16 protein-coding genes are annotated in these 18,730 nt (G+C 57.0%); 2 read left to right on the plus strand and 14 right to left on the minus strand.

The genetic code is table 11. From position 1 onward, the window contains the following. Positions 1–69 precede the first annotated feature (69 nt). Positions 70–714, minus strand: coding sequence for a hypothetical protein (locus NBH13_RS04880; RefSeq protein ID WP_099571705.1), 645 nt, complete (start codon positions 712–714; stop codon positions 70–72). A gap of 51 nt (positions 715–765) precedes the next feature. Continuing rightward, positions 766–1,710: an HhH-GPD family protein gene (locus tag NBH13_RS04885; protein ID WP_250779156.1), complete on the minus strand. Its 945-nt coding sequence runs from the start codon at positions 1,708–1,710 to the stop codon at positions 766–768. 19 nt (positions 1,711–1,729) lie between these two features. On the opposite strand from NBH13_RS04885, the gene NBH13_RS04890 reads away from it, so the two are divergent. After that, on the plus strand, positions 1,730–2,395 hold the full coding sequence (locus NBH13_RS04890; protein ID WP_081995912.1) for a tRNA (cytidine(34)-2'-O)-methyltransferase: 666 nt from the start codon (positions 1,730–1,732) through the stop codon (positions 2,393–2,395). A gap of 412 nt (positions 2,396–2,807) precedes the next feature. On the opposite strand, the gene NBH13_RS04895 is transcribed toward NBH13_RS04890, so the two are convergent. The 11 genes from NBH13_RS04895 to NBH13_RS04945 form a co-directional block, all read right to left on the minus strand. After that, positions 2,808–4,172: a PFL family protein gene (locus NBH13_RS04895; RefSeq protein ID WP_004221323.1), complete on the minus strand. Its 1,365-nt coding sequence runs from the start codon at positions 4,170–4,172 to the stop codon at positions 2,808–2,810. A 39-nt stretch (positions 4,173–4,211) separates the two neighbouring features. Next, positions 4,212–4,484: an ACT domain-containing protein gene (locus tag NBH13_RS04900; RefSeq protein ID WP_034879504.1), complete on the minus strand. Its 273-nt coding sequence runs from the start codon at positions 4,482–4,484 to the stop codon at positions 4,212–4,214. 167 nt (positions 4,485–4,651) lie between these two features. Beyond that, positions 4,652–6,559, minus strand: coding sequence for a glycoside hydrolase family 32 protein (locus NBH13_RS04905; protein WP_039199148.1), 1,908 nt, complete (start codon positions 6,557–6,559; stop codon positions 4,652–4,654). 95 nt (positions 6,560–6,654) lie between these two features. Then, the gene (locus NBH13_RS04910; RefSeq protein ID WP_250779157.1) at positions 6,655–7,746 is read right to left on the minus strand and encodes a LacI family DNA-binding transcriptional regulator; all 1,092 of its coding nucleotides are present in this window, start codon (positions 7,744–7,746) and stop codon (positions 6,655–6,657) included. A 27-nt stretch (positions 7,747–7,773) separates the two neighbouring features. Further along, the gene (locus NBH13_RS04915) at positions 7,774–8,451 is read right to left on the minus strand and encodes a YesL family protein (protein WP_039199150.1); all 678 of its coding nucleotides are present in this window, start codon (positions 8,449–8,451) and stop codon (positions 7,774–7,776) included. 61 nt (positions 8,452–8,512) lie between these two features. Further along, a complete protein-coding gene (locus tag NBH13_RS04920) occupies positions 8,513–9,448 on the minus strand; it encodes a carbohydrate ABC transporter permease (protein ID WP_039199151.1) in 936 nt (311 codons plus the stop codon). A gap of 12 nt (positions 9,449–9,460) precedes the next feature. After that, a complete protein-coding gene (locus NBH13_RS04925; protein ID WP_012578329.1) occupies positions 9,461–10,432 on the minus strand; it encodes an ABC transporter permease in 972 nt (323 codons plus the stop codon). A gap of 106 nt (positions 10,433–10,538) precedes the next feature. After that, positions 10,539–12,146 (minus strand): type 2 periplasmic-binding domain-containing protein, encoded by a 1,608-nt coding sequence (locus NBH13_RS04930; RefSeq protein WP_039199152.1) that lies wholly within the window; start codon positions 12,144–12,146, stop codon positions 10,539–10,541. A 616-nt stretch (positions 12,147–12,762) separates the two neighbouring features. Then, a complete protein-coding gene (gene galK, locus NBH13_RS04935) occupies positions 12,763–14,013 on the minus strand; it encodes a galactokinase (protein WP_250779158.1) in 1,251 nt (416 codons plus the stop codon). A 31-nt stretch (positions 14,014–14,044) separates the two neighbouring features. Next, on the minus strand, positions 14,045–15,295 hold the full coding sequence (galT, locus tag NBH13_RS04940; RefSeq protein WP_022245380.1) for a galactose-1-phosphate uridylyltransferase: 1,251 nt from the start codon (positions 15,293–15,295) through the stop codon (positions 14,045–14,047). A 5-nt stretch (positions 15,296–15,300) separates the two neighbouring features. Further along, positions 15,301–16,104 (minus strand): DeoR/GlpR family DNA-binding transcription regulator, encoded by an 804-nt coding sequence (locus tag NBH13_RS04945; protein WP_039199155.1) that lies wholly within the window; start codon positions 16,102–16,104, stop codon positions 15,301–15,303. A 190-nt stretch (positions 16,105–16,294) separates the two neighbouring features. On the opposite strand from NBH13_RS04945, the gene NBH13_RS04950 reads away from it, so the two are divergent. Next, positions 16,295–17,443 carry a quinone-dependent dihydroorotate dehydrogenase gene (locus tag NBH13_RS04950; protein ID WP_099571708.1) on the plus strand — a complete coding sequence of 383 codons (1,149 nt, stop codon included), beginning with the start codon at positions 16,295–16,297 and terminating at the stop codon, positions 17,441–17,443. Between the two features lie 149 nt (positions 17,444–17,592). Here the strand turns inward: NBH13_RS04950 and NBH13_RS04955 are convergent, their stop codons facing one another. Continuing rightward, positions 17,593–18,729 carry an NADH:flavin oxidoreductase/NADH oxidase gene (locus NBH13_RS04955; protein WP_250779159.1) on the minus strand — a complete coding sequence of 379 codons (1,137 nt, stop codon included), beginning with the start codon at positions 18,727–18,729 and terminating at the stop codon, positions 17,593–17,595. Position 18,730: the final 1 nt, after the last annotated feature.

Genomic DNA, 18,730 nt, shown 5'->3' on the forward strand with positions numbered 1-18,730 from the left:
TTTGTCAGCGTGCCCGCTATATGACACGCATGTACGCAAAGTCATGAGAATAACATATCCTGTAGATTTTTATTCGACAGTTATGCCGACCGGATCGGACTTGGCTTTGGGATGCCCTTCAAGTGAAAGCTGCGCCGAATACACGCCCCGATCCACCTTCGGTAGGGTGGATTCCTCCACACACTCACTGCCGGTACGCGTTCCCGGCCAAGTAATCGTCTGCTTGACCTCGTCGCCCTTCGCCAACAGACGATAATCAGCATCCACAGGACACACATTCGACTTCCAAATCACATCATCGCCCGATTTGATCGTCAACACAACGTTGGAAGCCGATATATCAACCAAACAGCCGACCTTGCTGGAACCGTCATATTTGATATCCGTCGTAAAATCCATCGAACCGCCCACGCCGAAACTCGACGCCGCAGGAGTCAACGAAAGCGCAACATTCGTCGCGCTGCAATCCGGCACCCCGCTTTTCTTCTTCTTCGTCGGGGACGGCACTTCCTTACGGGAAATCGCATACACATCCGCATGATGAATCTCCCGATTCACCGCAACAATCCCCCTAGACAGGGAATACAGGCAAAACACCAGAAAAGAGACCAGCACCACCACCGCAATACCGAAGACAATGCGACGACGACGAAATATCGTCTGCTGTTTTTTCGAACGCTTCTTGCCGGATTTCGAGAACGTCTTCTGTGCCATGATTCCACAGTCTAGCGTGCGCGCATCCAAAGAACATCGGCACCCGCCTTTTCATACCGGAAGACGCACAGCCGCATTCGGCAGGATCTCAATAAGACCATCCTCATCCAACGACGCGATACAACGGTCAAGTTGGATATGATCATTCCACAATCGTTCAAGCGACTTACGATCGACGGCAATCTCACCTTCCGGCAGATTACGCAACGCATTCAGCACCAGCCCACGCACCTGACGATCCGTACCCTGAAAACGCTGACGCGGCCTTGTACGACGCTCCCCCAATCCCGGTCGTCCATCACGCAAAAACACACACAGCGAAGAAACTGAACACACCTCACACAACGGCGATTTCGCCGCACACACAATCGCACCCAATTCCATAACCGACTGATTCCACACCACCGAAGAACGGTCGAACCGCCTGCATTTCGACACACCATCCTGTGGCAACACTTGCCTCGCCAACGCACGCTCAGCAGGACTCGCCGCACCGCCAAGCGACTCCACACCAAGGAAAACCCGCGAAAGCACCCTGCGAATATTCGTATCTACCACCGCGATGCGCTCGCCGAATGCGAAACTCATCACTGCGCTGGCCGTGTAATCGCCGATCCCCGGCAGAGCCAACAGCTTATCGTATGTTCGCGGCAGCTCATTGCCATAGTCGGAAGCGACCACACGAGCGCATTCCTGCAAGCGCAACGCGCGCCGAGGGTACCCAAGCCTGCCCCAGGCAGTGATCACATCAGATTTCGCCGCACCTGCAAGCGCAGCCGCATCAGGCCAACGCTCCATCCAATCGTTCCAATACGGCACCACACGGCTCATCTGCGTCTGCTGGCTCATCACCTCGGAAACAAGCACACCCCATGGTGTGGCACGGCCGAATCGCCACGGCAGATCACGCGCCGAGGCATGCCACCATTCGGCGAGCGCGACCGCCACAGCTTCGGCGTTTTCGATTTCGGCATTATTCCCATTCGTGTCGTTCATCGTACCTATTCTTGCATTCATGACGAACGAAGAGCATACCAATGACGCGCAAGGCGCAAACGCAGCGGAAGCCAAAGTCGAGAAAATGTTCGAATACGGCTACCGCAAATCGAATTACGGTCCGGACGAACTCGTGACCGATGCGCACGGCAATCCGATTTCCGTAGTCGACGCGATGCTGTCGGCCGAAGACGCGGCAAAAGCCGAAACCTCCACGCCCCACCTGTGCTACTACTCCCCCCGAATTCCAGGCAACACCGGTTCGGCAATCCGCCTGTGCGCAGTGACCGGCACGATCCTGCATTTGGTGGAGCCGCTTGGATTCAATCTGCGCGATACGAAGCTGCGCCGCGCCGGATTGGATTATCACGACATGGCGCACGTGGTATTACACCCGAATTTTGAAAACCTAGTGGAATCCATGCCGAATTCTCGCATCATCGCGTTCACCGCACATGCCACCAAACTGTATACCGACATCGAATACAAACCGACCGACATTCTGCTGTTCGGCCCGGAGCCGGGCAATATTCCCGATCCGATGGATATTATGGCCGGGCCGCACGTGACCGAACAGGTGCGATTGCCAATGCGCCCAAGCCTGCGCTCCCTGAACCTCACCAACTGCGCGTCCATCGCCATCTATGAAGCTTGGCGCCAGCTAGGCTTCGCCGGCGGCCAGTGATCCCTCCCCTGCCTGCCAACTTCTAGGTTTTCCAATAATTTACTTGTTTTTGCACAACAAGTTCCGCGGGAGAGGCGGCGGGGTCTGTCCCCGACACGCTCCAGGCCGCTCAGGCCAAGTCTTTACGGTCTGAAACAGACCCCGCCGCCTCTCCCGCTACGCTGAGTTCAACTTAAGTAAGTTTCTTTGTCTTTTATGCAAGACACAACGAAATGTACGAAAGCGAGCAGAAGAGCGGGATATTCTGTTCGAGACCGTAAGCTTGGCCGAACGGCCTTGAGTGTGTCGCGAATAGAATATCCCGCTCTTCTGCGACCTCCCTATTACAGCAGCTTATGCACCCAACGCAAGCACAGATCGCAAGAATGAATCGCACGCGACAAGCATGCATCGGGAAGAGGGAAGGGAGGGGCTAGTTTTTGAAGCTGTGGATTGGGGCAGGGATGCGACCGCCTCGGGTCACGAAAGCTTCGCAGCTGGTCTGGTTGACTGGAATGATCGGCGCATATCCCATCAGGCCGCCGAAGTTGGCCATCTCCCCTACGCCTTTGCCTTCAACCGGAATCACGCGCACAGCCGTGGTCTTCTGGTTGACCATGCCGATCGCGGCTTCATCGGCGATGATGCCGGAAATGGTGGATGCGGTGGTATCTCCCGGAATGGCGATCATGTCGAGGCCGACGGAACACACGCAGGTCATGGCCTCAAGCTTTTCGATCTTCAGGCAGCCATTGGTTGCCGCGTCGATCATGTTCTTGTCTTCGGAGACGGGGATGAACGCGCCGGAAAGTCCGCCGACGTAGGAGGACGCCATGATGCCGCCCTTCTTCACCTGATCGTTGAGCATGGCGAGCGCCGCGGTGGTGCCCGGTGCGCCAACCTGTTCGAGGCCGATCTTCTCAAGCACTTCGCCGACAGAGTCGCCTACGGCCGGGGTTGGCGCGAGGGAAAGGTCGATGATGCCGAATGGAATGCCGAGGCGACGGGATGCCTCCTGTGCCACCAGCTGGCCGACGCGTGTGATCTTGAACGCGGTGCGCTTGATGGTTTCGCACAGGAATTCGAAGTCCTTGCCCTTGGCTTCGTCGAGCGCGCGGGAAACCACGCCGGGGCCGGAAACGCCGACGTTGATGACCGCGTCGCCTTCGGTTACGCCATGGAAGCCGCCTGCCATGAACGGGTTGTCGTCGGGGGCATTGCAGAATGCCACGAATTTCACGCATCCGTAGGAATCGTTATCTGCGGTGGCATGTGCGATGTCTTTGATGATGTGGCCGAGCAGTTCGACGGAGTTCATGTCGATGCCGGTCTTAGTGGATCCCACGTTGACGGACGAGCAGACAATGTCGGTTTCGCTCAGCGCCTTCGGCAGGGAGCGGATGAGCAGCTCTTCGGCGGGGGTCATGGACTTGGATACGAGAGCGGAGTAGCCGCCGATCAGGTCGACGCCGACCTTCTTCGCCGCCTTGTCAAGCGCATGCGCGATTTTCACGAAATCATCCGACGTTTTGCACGAGCTTGCGCCGACCAAGGAAATTGGGGTGACGGTGATGCGCTTGTTGACGATCGGAATGCCGTAGTCGCGTTCGATGGCTTTGCCGGTGGATACGAGATCCTTGGCGTACGTGGTGATTTTGTTGTAGATGTTGTCGCAGACTTCGTCGACGCTGTCGGCCGCGCAGTCCAGCAGGCTGATGCCCATGGTGATGGTGCGTACGTCGAGCTTCTCCTGCTCGATCATCTTGTTGGTCTCGTGGACCTCCATGATATTCAGCATGATGTGTTCCTTCGCTCCTTACCGATGAACCCTGATGGATCAGACGCGGTGCATCTTGGTAAAGATCTCTTCACGCTGGCAGCGGATGCGCACGCCGATCTCCTCGCCAAGCTTGTCGAGATCGTCCACGACTTCGCCGAATTCCTTGTCGGCGTTGGAATAATCCACAATCATCATCATGTTGAAGAAACCGTCGATGATGGTCTGGGAAATGTCAAGCACGTTGACCTGATGTTCGGAAAGGTATGTGCAGACGCGTGCGATGATGCCGACAGTATCCTGACCGACGACGGTGATGATTGCCTTGTTCATGGAACTCCCTAAACGTTAGGTGCGAATATCCAGTTGCCGTCTCGGCGAATTGCCGGACGTGCCCTCAAGTATAGGGAAGACACGTGCCAAAACACGTGCCTTTCGTCTATTTGCCTTACATACTGAGATGACTGTCGGATATCACCTGCCTCTGCAGCAGCTGTATGTCACCGCCAGATGCCGTCAAGCACACGCACATCCACGCAATCGACCTTGCCGTCGGCAACAAAACGGAACTCGCCATCGCCGTCCGCACCTTGGAACAGCATGCTGCCGGCCGCTTCGCCGTTGTTAAGGAAGACTTCCACCACATTACGGTCGAAGAAGATTTCGACGCGACGAACATCGGCGATGCCGCTATCGAAATCGATGTCGTCCACGACTGTTCCCTTCGTGACCAGTCGGGTCACGCCGTCGCGACGCTGCAGCTGCAATTCAGTCGAATCACCATTGGCGGGATTGGTACCGGTCGCGATGAGCATTGTGAAATCGTCATCGTCGGCCAGATGCATGTCCGTGTAATACGCGTTGTTCGGCACAATAAAGAAGGTCCCGTTTTCGTCTGCATGCGCTTCCAAACGATCGCCTAGCAGCTGCTCGTACGCTTCTTTGACAGGACGGCTGGTCAAGCGGCCGTCACGCACGTGCAGTTCACGTGGCAGCGACATCATGCCGTTGGCGATGCACGGCTTTTCCACACGCATCGCGGGAAAGTCGGTATACCAGCCGAACACGATACGACGCCCGTCGTCGGCAAAGCTTTGCGTGGCATAGTAGCCGGTACCGAAATCACACCAATCACTGTTCTCTACCTGCAAACGTGGACCTTCGGCGGTGTCCTTGAGATCACCAACATACCAACGCACCTGCTGGAAACGACCTTGCTTGTCACGGTAGTGCATCAACGCGCCGATGGCGACTGTCTTGCCGTCGAGCTGGAACAGGTCAGGACATTCGTAGGTACGCGATAGCTGGTGGCCGAAATCGGCGAGCACCGGTCCTTCATACTGCCACGTCACGTTGCGCTTGAGTGGTTTCTTCGCGGAGAAGAGCGCCATGGCAGGCACCGTGTCCATATTGGGCTTGTCGGTGCCGGGCCTGCCTTGCGGACCGCATGTGAACCAGCCGTCTGTACCCTGTACGCTGATGCCAGGCGCCGCGGAGGACACAGCATCAGTATCGAATTCGGAGACCGGCAGATTCGTGGCGGTCACCATGTAAGCGCGTTCCGGATTGATAGCCTCGCCAGACATGCCGGTTTCCACCTTCGGATCGCGGAAATCGAAGCCAAAACCATCGTTAACGCGCAACGCGACCGGAGATTCGACACTCACATGCACGCCATCCTCACACAAGCAGGTGGTCTGGTATTCAGTAACAGACGATTCGTCTCCGCGAGTCTCCAGGTGCCGGGTTAGATACAGGCGAATAGCGGCCGCATCATCACCCTTGCAGGGATTGTCACACGCATCCACCGTCACCGCGGATCCGGAGAACGCGCCACCAACGATGCGTTCGTCGATATGCAGCTCCGGCTGCGGTTCGAGGAAGATTGGCAGATGCGTCCAATGCACCAGATCGCGGCTCACCGCATGCCCCCAGTGCATATTGTCCCAGCCAAAACCATACGGATTGAATTGGTAGAACAGATGGTAGCGTCCTTGGAAACGACACAGGCCGTTAGGATCATTCATCCAGCGAGCGAATGGCTCGAAATGCGCCGCAGGGCGAGCGAAGCGATCATAGATCTGCTCCAGCGTCGGCTGCGTATCCCATTCATTGTCGTACGGATTCATGCTGATGAAACGCACGCCTTCATCAAGGAGATTCTCACACTCGGACAAGTAGGCGAACCGTACGGTCAGTCGGTGCGCACTCACCGTAATACGCACGTTCGTCGGCACCGGAATCAAGAAATGGTGACGACGCTCGGCCACCGGCATGGCATGGCTGGCGATTTGATGGCCGTCCCCGTCTGTAATGGTGACGGCAGCGTCATCGCCGCATCTTTCGGCGAACAATTCCAGCAGACGGTAGCCGCCGGTTTCGATGGCAACGGAATAGTTGTCAGGCATAATGATCTCCTCCACAGCGCCACATGATCGGATAGCACGTGGCTACGCATTGAAAAACAGATAATTAGAAAAACAAATACGGAAAGAAACGTCCGTCACGACACGATGGAATCGCGTTCGATGATGCGGCAGCGCAATGCTGTTTTGCTGCCATCACGTTGCCTCTGCACCGCCATGCCACGATCGGACTCAAGATCGGCTACGGCCTTGTCGCCGTCAAGTATGGCGACAAGTTGCCGAACCGCTTCAAAACCCATCTCATAATGGGGTAGTTCCAGCGTAGTCAGTGATGGTTTGATCACATTAGTGATGAACGGCTGGTTATCGATGCTGATCACCGACACGTCAGCGCCGATGCGCACTCCGCGTTCGCGTGCGGCTTCGTAGATGAAAGTGGCGCGCACATCGTTGAAACAAAAGATGCCGTCCGGCTTGATTTCGTCGAACACCCGCGCCGCTTCATCGTCCGCGTTAGTAAATTCCGATACTTCGACAACCAAAGCGTCATCGAATGGAATGCCCGCTTCCGCAAGCGCACGTCGGTAACCAGTCAGACGTTGCTCTTGCGCGACGATGGAGGTTGCGGAACCGTAGTAGACGATGCGTCTGCATCCAGCTTGGATCAGACGGTTGGTGGCGTCATACCCCGCCAGTTCATCATCGGGGTAGACCGAGGGAACTCGCCCCGCTGCATCCTCACTGTCCACCACTACGGTCGGGCTACCTTCCAAGACTTCGGGAATGTCCACTTTGCGGTGGAACATCATGGCGTATAGGAAGCCATCCACGTTGTATCGGAGCAGGGCGGATATTTCTTGGTTCTCAAGTTCGGCGTCATTATTGGTGTTCGTGGTAAGCAGTATGTATCCGAGCTTGCTCGCGGCATCCTGCGCACCTTCGAGTACCTTGCTCGCGTACGGGGTCGTGGCGATCTCATCGGTCACAAATCCCAGAGTATTGGATTTGCTGGTACGTAGGGTGCGCGCCACAGAATTGGGCTTGTACCCCATGCTCTTGGCAGTCGCACGGATTTTCTGCGCAACCGCCTTGCTGACGCGATTGTGATCCTTGTTGTTCATAACCAAAGACACAGTGCATACGGAAACACCCGCTTCCTTAGCTATGTCTTTGATGGATACCAATCGTTTGGACCTGTTCACTCGTTGCCTTACTGACGACTGCACCATTTTATCACCCCCTTTTTTGCGAACATGTCACGATGTCTGGTTTCGGGCGTGGCCCGTGCTCTGTTCCATGCGGTCATGAATGTCCATTCCAGGCAGACGGCCGAATGAATAAATAATCCAGGCTGTGCAGAACATCGGCAGCGACAAGCCGAACACCATGAGAATTCCAGGCCATTGCACCCATACAAGCACGGTAAGAATCAGCAGTCCGACCTGCAGAAGGCTGCACAACGGGCGTGCCACAATCATCGCCAGTGTTGTACGAACAATCCAGACGGGGCTCTCTTCATAGTTCGCGCGCACCACCCAAACCAAGGACGAGAACACTGCCAAAACTACGATGATGAGCAGCAGCACGCCGGAAACCATGATGTCGAAATCGCCGCGAGCATGCCAGTTCATTACGTAGTAGTCGACGATGACCACGGCCCAGAGAATAATCAAAGGCCAACCGAAAAGATTCGCGCGCTTGACTTCGCTTTTCCAGAAGCCGTGGAACGTCTTCCAAACTTCCTTGGCCCGCATTGAACGGTCCTCAGAAAGCACCCACGCACGGAACGTAGCCTGCGCAGCCGCGAACGAGGGGAGAAATCCCAGCACGACGGCTCCCATCAGAGTGTGCGCGAGTATAGCCACGTTGACCACGAAAATCGCGACTAGCAGACGGCAGAACCGCTCGTAGGCCACAGAGAAGCGGGCAAGCATAGCGAATCCTTTCTATCGGCTGGCTTTTAGATTGGTTGTTTCTTGTCGGATTGCGTTTGACTCACCCCTTGACCGCGCCGAGCATCACACCCTTGTTGAAGTACTTCTGCAAGAACGGATAGAGCACAAGCAGAGGCAGAGTAGAGACGATGATGATGCCGAACTTGATCTGATCGGCGGCCTGCTGCTGCGCAGCCGCGTTAACATTGGTTCCAGTACCCTGCGCCACCAACAGCAACTGCTGCAACACCACCTGCAATGGCTGCTTCTTGTCGTCGGTGATGTAGATAAGGCCCGTCATGAAGTCGTTCCAATGGCCGACAAAGTAGTACAGACCAATTACAGCCAGAATCGCGGAGCTTAACGGCAGCACAATCTTGAAGAAGTAGCCAAAATAGCTCAGCCCGTCGATTTGGGCCGCGTCGAAGAGCTCTTCGGGGATAGAGGTTTCGAAGAAGGAGCGGGCCACGATCACGTTGTACACGGAAACCGCGCCAGGCAGGATGAACACCCACATGCTGTTGTTGATGCCGAGGCTCTTGTACAGCAGGTAGTTCGGAATCAGGCCGCCGGCGATGAACATGGTCACGGTGAACAGGAACATGATCACGCGTCGCGGCTTGAACTCGCGACGGGATAGCGCGAAAGCGCAGGGAATGGTCACTGCCATGTTGACCGCGGTGCCGACCACCGAATAGATGATGGTGTTGAGATAGCCCTGCCAGATGCGCTGGTTGGCGAACACCTTAGCATAGCCAGCGAAGGTCACACCCTTGGGTAGCAGCAGCACTTCACCGCCGGCCACGGCGTTCGGATTTGAAAATGATGCAATGACCACGAACCACAGCGGATAGAGCACCGCCACAATGGTCAGGAGCAGCAGCACATTGATGACGCCCGACACCGCCAGGTCACCCGGCTTCTGCTTCTGGCGCACGTGCTTGTTCCAGGGAATGTCGTTCTTGTTCTGGGTAACAGCCTCAATTGTTGCAGACATGATAAAACCCTTCTAGAAAATGCTCGTATCGGAAACGCGCTTGGCGATTGCATTCGCGGTGATCAGGAAGATGAAGTTGACCAAGGTGTTGAACAGGCCAATTGCCGTCGAATACGAGTATTGGCCATTGATAATACCGATTTTGTAGGTGTATGTGGCGATGACTTCGGTGGCCGGCATGTTCAGCGAATTCTGCATCAGATAGATCTTGTCGAAGCCCACGTTGAGCACGGAGCCCATGTTCATGATGAGCAGGATCGCACATGTCGGCATGATCGCAGGAATATCGACGTAGCGAATCAACTGCAGACGGCCTGCACCGTCGATCTTCGCCGCCTCGTACAGCGATGTGTTCACACCGGCGAGCGCAGCCAGGTAGATGATGGAGTTCCAACCAACATGCTGCCAGACTTCGGAGATCCAATAGACCGCGGTGATGGCGCTGGTGGAGCCCATCAGTGATTCATCACCGAAGAAGCGACCGAGAATGCCGGTACCAGGAGTCAGGAAGATGTTGAGCATGGAGACGATGACCACCACGGAGATGAAGTGGGGCATGTAGGTGATCGTTTGTACGAAACCCTTGATTTTCTTAGAACCGATCTGATTGATCAGCAGGGCCAGAATAATCGGAAAAATGAAGCCCATGACCAGTGTCCAAAGGGAAATGCGGATGGTGTTGGTCATGATCTCGCCAAACAGCGGGTTGTGGAAGAATTCCAGGAAGTATTTGAAACCGACGAATTTGCCGCCGGTCAGGCCTTTGGTCGGATCGAACTCGCGGAAGGCGAGCTGGATGCCCCACATCGGCACGTAGGAGAACAGTCCCACGAAGAACAATGCCGGAGCGGAAAGAATCCACAACTGCCAGTAGCGACGTAAATGGTCGGCGATGCGATCGAGCAGACCTGGTTTCTTGCGGTCGGGAGCCGCTTCCATCGCCACGGTCCGTGCAGCAACGCCTTGCGATGTTTGTGCACTCATGTTGGTCTCCAATTTAGGATGATTGCTAGGGAACAAAAATGCGGGGTCCGGCGGCAGTCACGGGAGAGAAACGAACCCGTGCGATGGACCCCGCGGTATTACTTGGCTACTTGGTGTACTTGTCGTACCACTTCTGCCAAATCTTGATGTTGGCGTCGAGGCCGAGGGTCGGTTCGGACACCTTTTTCACGTAGGCATCCCATTCCTTGTCGATGCCGCCCTTCTGGACCCACTTCGCGATCTGGTTGTTCGCGTAGTTGGAGATGGCGGTGTTGTTGTTTTGCAGGGTGTTGGAGTCCTCGGTATCCGGGCGCACGTAAATCGGTACGACATCCTTGACGCCGTCGACGCGGTTGCGCGCCTCACGAATGGCCAAATCGGACGCAGTGACCTGGTCGGCGTTGGTGTCGTTGACCATCTTCACGTCATCGCGAATCCAGCCACCGAAGCGGTCCTGCAGGGCGACGGCGCGGGTATCAGGATATTCGGCGTAGGCTTTAGCCTTGTCGATGGTGTACTGGTGGTCGCCGTCATCGGAGACGATATCTGGAATAGAGCCGAAGAATCCAGCCACGGAAAGCTTCTCGCCATACATGGCGTCGATCACCTTGTAGATGGCGTCCTGGTTGGCTGCGTTCGGGTTGACGGTCAGGCCGGAACCGGAGTAGGCCCAGCGGCAGGCGTCCTGGGAATAATCCCACTTGACCTGGGAGTCGGGCGTGGAGGCGTCCTTCTTCAGCGGCGGCAGGGTGACGTACTGGTCGCCAAGCGCGTTGCCGTATTCGGCGTAGTTGGACCAACCGAAGGAGACGCCGGTCAGCGCGGTCTTGCCGTCACTGACGGTCTGCGAAGTGTATTGCGAGGCGTCGCGGGTGAGCACATCCTTCGGGATAAGGCCCTTGGCCATGAGTCCGTGCAGGTAGGAGACGACGTCCTTGAGCGCGTCGGAGGTGTAATAGCTCTTAACCTTGCCGTTGTCCACATAATAGCCCTGTTCGGAAGCGCCACCGCCCATGAAGGAGGTGACCACGCCTTCGGAGTTCATCAGCGCCAGAGGGCTCCACAGGCCGAAGCCGAGGCTGCGGATATTCATCGGCACCTCATCAGCCTTGCCGTTGCCGTTCGGATCCTGGGTCTTGAATGCATCGAGCACGTTCTCGAGCTCGTCCCAAGTGGTCGGCATCTGGAGTCCCAGCTTGTCCAGCCAGGTCTTGTTGATGAACATGTGAGTGCCGGAAACCTCGTAACCCTTGCCGCGGTCGGAGGGCAGCATGGCGATCTTGGTGCCATCGGTAACGTACTTCGCGGCGCCCGGCTGGGCCTTGAGGAACTTCTTGACGTTCGGCATCTTGTCCAGATGCGGCTTGAGATCCTCGAAATAGGTGCTGTACTTGGCCGCATCCACCATGCTGAACAAGCTCAAGCCAATGTCCGGGAATTCACCGGCGGCCATCTTGGCGCTCTTCTGCTGACCCCAAGCGTTGTCGGAGACTTCCTGCCACTTGATGGTGCAATCGCAGGCGGCTTCCAGATCCTTGGTGTACTGGGTGTCCTGCATCGGATGGTCGGTCACGTTGCGACGAACCAGAATATTGACGATTGGCTTGCCGTTCTCGTCTGTGGTGGCCTGCTTGTTGCCGCAGGCGGCAAACGTCGTGACCATAGTCGCGACTGCAGCTATTGATGCCAACAGGCGAACACTTCTTCGTGCCATGATTAGGCTCCTTCTTCCTTGATGTTTCCTCCCCGTACCGATGTAAGACGCACCGGTACGACCCCGTCAGCCACTTGCTTTGTGGTTGTTTCCTTGCGGTGGTTAACACTATAAATCGTTAATCGTTTAATGTCAAACGTTAATCGTTTATCTCAATAGTTAACACTCTCATCGACCAGTCCCCCCAGCGTCGCAAACGTAAACTTCGGCTCTATACTGCCGTTCTTGCAGAACACCGGAATCACCCACATCGCGACACGCCGTTAATCGTATAACGTATCGTTTTCATCAAATACACGTACCGCCCATCCACTGCACGCACAAAAACGTAGCCGAACAGGACGGCCACCAAGTCGACACGTCGCTACTTACGAAAGATGCTCCCCTCCTTCAGGAAGAAGGAGGGGAGCACGAATACGATCACAGACGGCACCAGGCCAAACACGTAGCCGCACCGGGAGCCGGGATGAAGCATTCGGCATCGTACCTGCTGGTCATCACCGTGGGATACGCTGTGCGCCATCTGGTCCACAAGTAGATCGTGCAAAAACGCGCGTTGGCGCACGTCCTTTTCATGGGCGTGCGCCAACGCGCGTTTTTGCATCGGCTTCTGCGATCAAGCCTCGCGGCTCGCGGAAGCCGCAGCGAACGCCGGCAAAGCGCGAGGTGCGTTGAAACCTTCCTTTTCGAAGCGGTCAGCAATCTTCTGTGCGATTTCGTGGCCCTGGCCCTTGTCCACCAGCGCGATGATGGAGCCACCAAAGCCGCCGCCGGTCATACGTGCGCCGTACGCGCCGTTGACACGAGCCACATCCACGGCAATATCCAACTCGGGCACAGTCACTTCATAATCCGCTGCGAGCGAATCATGAGACGCGTTGAACAGTCGTCCGGCTTCGTCGATCTTGCCGTTGGCGAAGGCACGTACGAAGGAGTTGACGCGCGCAATCTCAGTGATCACATGACGCACGCGCTTCTTCATCGTGTCGTCTTCCAGCTTGTCGAGCGTTTCCTTGAGCGCCTGGAACGGATCGTCGGACTTGGCGATGCTGTCGGCAACCACACGCAGGTTGGCCACGCCGAGGATTTCGGCGGCCTTCTCGCAGGTGGCGCGGCGCTGGGCATACTGGCCGTCGTTGAGCTGGTGCGGAGCCTGAGTGTCGAGCACCATCAGCTCCAGACCGTACTTGTCGAGATCGAACTCCTGCTGGGAGACATTCTCCAGCGGGCTCAGCTCCGGGCGGCAGTCCAGGCGCAGCGCATGGCCGAACGTGCAGCGCATGGAGGCGTTCTGGTCGAGGCCGCCGGTGGAGGCGCCGGCCATGTCGTTCTCGGACTTGATGGCGGCGTTGATCAGCGTCACACGACCGGCGTCGGAAGCGCCGTAGCCCAAGCCGTACACGTCATCCAGGGCCAGCGCGGTCGAGCAGGTCATGGCGGCGGACGAGCTCAGGCCCGATCCGAGCGGCACGCAGGAAGAGAATGCCGCATCGAAGCCCTGCACCGCATCGAAGCCGGCTTCGCGCAATGCCCAGGCCACACCCACCGGGTAAGCGGCCCAGCCTTCCACACCACCGGCCTGCAGGCCGTCGAGGTCGGCTTCGGCGACGTTTTCGGAGTCAACGTCGGAAACCACGCGCACCTTGGTGTCTTCACGCGGCTTGAGCGCGATGAACGTGCGGTGCGGCAGTGCGATCGGCAGGCACAGGCCCGCGTTGTAGTCGGTGTGTTCGCCGATCAGGTTCACACGGCCCGGTGCGGCCCATACGCCAGCCGGTTCCTCACCGTAGGTGGCACGGAACAGATCGGTCGCGTTCTTCACACCCTCGTCGTGCGAGAGCGGCTCAATGAATTCAACAGCAGTCATTGGTGTTTTGTCCTTTGGGTTTTATTGGCTTTCAGCCTTCGATATCGATTGGTCCGAGCTCGTGGAAGCGCTTGGCGATGAGTTCCGGCGTGGTGTCGGAAACCCATGCGGCCATGCCGGATTCGGATCCGGCCAGATACTTGATCTTGTTGGCTGCGCGGCGGAACGAGAAGAACTGCAGGTTCAGGCGGTAGTTTTCACGGCGTACGTCGTGGATCGGAGCCTGATGCCATGCTGCGATGTACGGCAGGTCCATACCCTTGCCGTCACCCTTGTCGAAGAACGCGTTGCCGCGCTTGAGCAGGGTGGAGTACATGACGGCCAGATCCCAACGTTCCTGGTCGTTGAGCTCGTCGAGGGTGAGCACGTCGCGCACCGGGGCCACATGCACCTCGAGGGGCCAGCGGGCTGCTGCTGGCACGTAAGCCACCCAGCTGTGGTTGCGCATGACGATGCGCTCCCCGGCCTCGATTTCGGAGTTCATGAGATCCTTGAGCAGGTTGCCGCCGGTCTTCTCATGGTAGGCTTCGGTCTGCTTGAGTTCGGCTTCCATCTTCGGCGCGATGAACGGGTAGCAGTAGACCTGTCCGTGAGGGTGCGCCAGGGAGACGCCGATTTCCTGTCCGTGGTTTTCGAACGGGAAGATCTGTTCGATGCCTTCCATCTTGGAGATTTCGGCGGTACGGAACGCCCATGCTTCCACAACGGTGCGCAGACGGGAGACCGGCAGATCCGCCGGCAGACCGTTTTCGTCCGGGTCGAAGCAGATCACTTCGCAGCGGCCTGCGGCGAGCTTCTTCTCCCACAGCGGGTTGCCGTTGACGTATTCCACGGCTTCGGAACGGCCCGGCACTCGAACCATCGACGGGAAGCGGTTTTCGAACACGACCACGTTGTAGTCGGTATCCGGCACTTCGCCGTCCTGGTACGGGTCGCCCGGCTTGCGTGCGGCCAGCGGGTTGCCTTTGGCGGTGGCACCCGGTCCTGCGGTGATCGGGCGGTTCATGCGTGCGGTCGCCATCGGAATCCAATCGCCGGTCAGTGGATCGCGACGCATTTCCGGAGCGGCGTACGGCACTTCCTCACCGGCTGCGTTGAGCTGGTTGGAGAAGCGGTATGCCAGCTGACGAGGATCGTTCAGTTCGCGCGTCTTCGCGCCGGAAACATATTCCGGATCATCGTCGAGGTAGAAGAACGCACGGCCATCGGCGAGCGTGGTCGGCGTGATGCGAATGTGTTCCTTCGCGTACTCTCCCGGAGTGTAGTTTGCGAATTCACTCATTATGGTTATTCACCTTCCTGAATAGGCTCGTTCTGGTGCGCCAGCACGAGCTCTTTAACCAAATCCCTTGTTTTCCCAACCGAATCGGGGTCTAGTCCATCATCGGTAATGACCGTGTCCACCTGGTCGAAGCGTGCGAAAAGCGACAATGATGTGCAGCTCCACTTGGTGTGATCGGTCAAAATTATGGTTCGATCGGCAATGTCCATCATTGCCATATCGGTTGCGGCCTCAAGCGAGTTCGGCATGAGGAAGCCGCGCGGAATGGACACGGAATGCGTGCCCAGGAAGACTGTGTTGACGCGCAGGGAGGACACCACCTTGTCGGCAATCGGCCCTACGAGCGAGTTGGATCGGGTGGTCACGCCGCCGGTCACGATGACTTCCACGTCTTTCGATTCCAGCGCCTGCACCAGTTCTGCCACCGGAATGGAGTTGGTGAGGATGGTTATGCCCGATGACTGCTGCGATTCAAGCAGATGTTGCGCGAACACGTATGCCGTGGTGCCGCCGCCGACGGCGATCACGTCGCCGGGCGCCACATATTTGATGGCTTCCTGTGCGATGGCGTCTTTGAGGCCGATGTCCATCTGCGACTTTACAGAGAACAACGGCTCGCTCAGCAGCGTGCTGGTGGTGACGGCGCCGCCGTGCACGCGTTTCAGCAAACCCTTGTCGGCCAGATCGGCGATATCGCGACGGATAGTCATGGCGGAAACACCCAATTCTTTGGACAATGCGGTGATACGCACCGCACCGCGGGTACGCAACCTGCTCAAAATCAAATGTTGACGTTGTGACGATATCATTCGAACATTATCGCACATGTTCACTCAAAATAAAAACTGAGATGAGCGTTTCGCGCGTTTTACTTGCAGAAAAGTGTACCTGAATATCACACAATCCTCCGAATCGCACAAAAACGAACGTCGACATACCGTCAACGAAACCGATCACCATGTTGCCTTCTTTCAGCAAACGATGCGAGAATGGTGAACCATGACGTATGTTTCTGAGAATTTCTGGCACGACGCGGTGAACAAAGCCACCACCGATCTCTTCACCTTCGGCTACAAGCACATCATCAAACCGTTTTTCGTTTTCAATCAAACGCCCGACGTGGCGCATGACCAGATGATCCAGTTCTGCAAGATCACCAAGAACATTCCTCCGCTGATGTGGGCGTGCCGTGAAATGCTCAACTACTCCGACCCGGTGCTGGAAACCAATGTTATGGGCATCGACTTTGTCAATCCGTTCGGTCTTTCCGCCGGTCTTGACAAGAACTGCGAGATGCCGGTCTTGCTCGACAATGCCGGTTTCGGCTTCGAAACGGTCGGTTCCACCACGTCCCGCCCATGCCCCGGCAATCCGAGGCCGTGGTTCCATCGCCTGCCTGAATATGATTCGATGATGGTGCACGTCGGTCTTGCCAATGAGGGATCGGAAATCGTGATTCCGCGTGCTGAGCAGGCTTGGACGAAAGCTCGCGACATGCAGATTTCCGTATCAATCGCGCGCACGAACGACACCAAAACCGGCGATTTGGAGGAGGGCATCGAGGATTACTGCACTTCGATGCGTCGCGCCGTCGGCCGCACCGCCATGGTCGAAGTGAACATCTCCTGCCCGAACACCATGGCCGGCGAACCGTTCAACGAAAGTCCGGAAGCGCTCGACAGGCTATTCACCGAACTCGACAAAATCGAACGCCCGCAGCCCACACTGGTAAAACTGCCGTTGAACAAGAGCTGGGAAGAGTTCAAGGAACTGCTTGACGTGCTTGCCGAGCACAACGTGCAGGGGCTATCGATCGCGAACCTGCAGAAGGATCGTACCGGCATGAACATCCCGCGTGATTGGGAGGGCGGATTGTCGGGCTCGCCTTGCTATGCGGCCAGCAACGAACGCATCAAGCAGGTGTACCGCGAATACGGCGACCGTTTCACAATCGCAGGCATCGGCGGCGTGTTCACACCGCAGCAGGCCTATGAGAAGATCCGTTCCGGCTCGTCGTTGGTGATGTTCATCAGCTCGCTGATGTACCGCGGTCCGCAGCAGATCACCGTTTTGAAGCGCGGCCTCGCCGAACTGCTCAAGCGCGACGGTTTCGACCACGTCAGCCAGGCCGTCGGCATCGACGCCTGATTTCAGCCGGCTTCCCGATAGATGAAAGCAGCAAAATAATGCGTCCCGCAACCAATACTATGGTGCGGGACGCTATTTTATTGCGATTACCAATACTGCCTGTTTTTATCTGATATTTATCTGACGATAATCCAATCTATCGGTTCCATTTAATACGCGCCACGCACGTATTGCGGCTGATAGGGCGCATTTTCGGTCGGAATATCGAGCTTGGCTGCGGCACGCAATGGCCAGTTCGGATCACGCAATGCCACACGTCCGATTTCGATGGCGTCGGCAGCACCGGATTTGAGAATCTTCTTGGCCTGCTTCGGTTTGGTGATCAGACCGACCGCCGTGGTTGGGATTCCGGCACGCGAACGCACCTGCTCCGCGAACGGAACCTGATAGCCGGGCTTGACCGGAATGGTCACGCCCGGAATCATGCCTCCGGTGGAAACATCCACCAGATCGACGCCATGCTCCTTCAATACTTTGGCAAGGTCGACGGTCTGGTCGAGATCCCAACCGCCGGCAGCCCAGTCGGTTGCGGAAACGCGCACCAGCACCGGCATGGTGTCGGGCACGACGGAACGCACGGCGTCCACGACCTCGACCAGCATGCGGATGCGGTTTTCGAACGATCCGCCATACTCATCCTCACGCTCGTTAATCAGCGGGTCGAGGAACTGCGACAGCAGATAGCCGTGGGCCGCATGAATTTCCACCGCGTCAAAACCGATATCATAAGCACGCCAAGCGGCATCGCGGAACTGGTCGACAATGGCATGGATCTCGTCAACGGTCAACGCGCGAGGCTTGGTCAGCGAGCCGAACGCGTTGGCGCTTGGCCCCACGGTCTTCCAACCGCCCTGTTCCTCCGGCACGCTCTCATGCTCGAAACCGATGGAGAAGCAACCGGTGGAGGCTTTGCGTCCGGCATGGTTGAGCTGCACCGCCATGGTGGCGCCGGCGGCCTTCGTATCGGCAACGATCCAACGCCATGCATCCATCTGCTCGTCGGCCCACAATCCCAAGTCGCATGGCGAAATACGACCCTCCGGCGCCACTGCGGTAGCTTCCACGATAATCATGCCGAAACCGCCCATGGCACGCGACACATAATGCTGGTAGTGGAATGGCGTGGGCAGACCATCCTGGGCCAACGCGGAATACGTGTCCATCGGCGGCAGCCAGATACGGTTGCGCACGGCCACTCCACGCAAAGTCATAGGATCGAACAGGCCAACCGTGCCATTGGTTTTGGCCTTCTTCGACTGCTTCGTCTTCTTTTCATCTTCGCTCATC

Origin of the sequence: Bifidobacterium intestinale, assembly GCF_023656765.1 — a bacterium.
GTDB lineage: Bacteria > Actinomycetota > Actinomycetes > Actinomycetales > Bifidobacteriaceae > Bifidobacterium > Bifidobacterium hominis.

Excerpts from the sequence above, each read along its gene's own strand:
- NBH13_RS04920 (WP_039199151.1), bottom strand. The coding sequence starts at position 9,448 with ATGTCTGCAACAATTGAGGCTGTTACCCAGAACAAGAACGACATTCCC.
- NBH13_RS04885 (WP_250779156.1), bottom strand. The coding sequence starts at position 1,710 with ATGAACGACACGAATGGGAATAATGCCGAAATCGAAAACGCCGAAGCT.
- galK (WP_250779158.1), bottom strand. The coding sequence starts at position 14,013 with ATGACTGCTGTTGAATTCATTGAGCCGCTCTCGCACGACGAGGGTGTG.
- NBH13_RS04905 (WP_039199148.1), bottom strand. The coding sequence starts at position 6,559 with ATGCCTGACAACTATTCCGTTGCCATCGAAACCGGCGGCTACCGTCTG.
- NBH13_RS04930 (WP_039199152.1), bottom strand. The coding sequence starts at position 12,146 with ATGGCACGAAGAAGTGTTCGCCTGTTGGCATCAATAGCTGCAGTCGCG.
- NBH13_RS04880 (WP_099571705.1), bottom strand. The coding sequence starts at position 714 with ATGGCACAGAAGACGTTCTCGAAATCCGGCAAGAAGCGTTCGAAAAAA.
- NBH13_RS04950 (WP_099571708.1), top strand. The coding sequence starts at position 16,295 with ATGACGTATGTTTCTGAGAATTTCTGGCACGACGCGGTGAACAAAGCC.
- NBH13_RS04915 (WP_039199150.1), bottom strand. The coding sequence starts at position 8,451 with ATGCTTGCCCGCTTCTCTGTGGCCTACGAGCGGTTCTGCCGTCTGCTA.
- NBH13_RS04945 (WP_039199155.1), bottom strand. The coding sequence starts at position 16,104 with ATGATATCGTCACAACGTCAACATTTGATTTTGAGCAGGTTGCGTACC.
- NBH13_RS04925 (WP_012578329.1), bottom strand. The coding sequence starts at position 10,432 with ATGAGTGCACAAACATCGCAAGGCGTTGCTGCACGGACCGTGGCGATG.
- NBH13_RS04955 (WP_250779159.1), bottom strand. The coding sequence starts at position 18,729 with ATGAGCGAAGATGAAAAGAAGACGAAGCAGTCGAAGAAGGCCAAAACC.
- NBH13_RS04890 (WP_081995912.1), top strand. The coding sequence starts at position 1,730 with ATGACGAACGAAGAGCATACCAATGACGCGCAAGGCGCAAACGCAGCG.
- NBH13_RS04910 (WP_250779157.1), bottom strand. The coding sequence starts at position 7,746 with ATGGTGCAGTCGTCAGTAAGGCAACGAGTGAACAGGTCCAAACGATTG.
- NBH13_RS04895 (WP_004221323.1), bottom strand. The coding sequence starts at position 4,172 with ATGCTGAATATCATGGAGGTCCACGAGACCAACAAGATGATCGAGCAG.
- galT (WP_022245380.1), bottom strand. The coding sequence starts at position 15,295 with ATGAGTGAATTCGCAAACTACACTCCGGGAGAGTACGCGAAGGAACAC.
- NBH13_RS04900 (WP_034879504.1), bottom strand. The coding sequence starts at position 4,484 with ATGAACAAGGCAATCATCACCGTCGTCGGTCAGGATACTGTCGGCATC.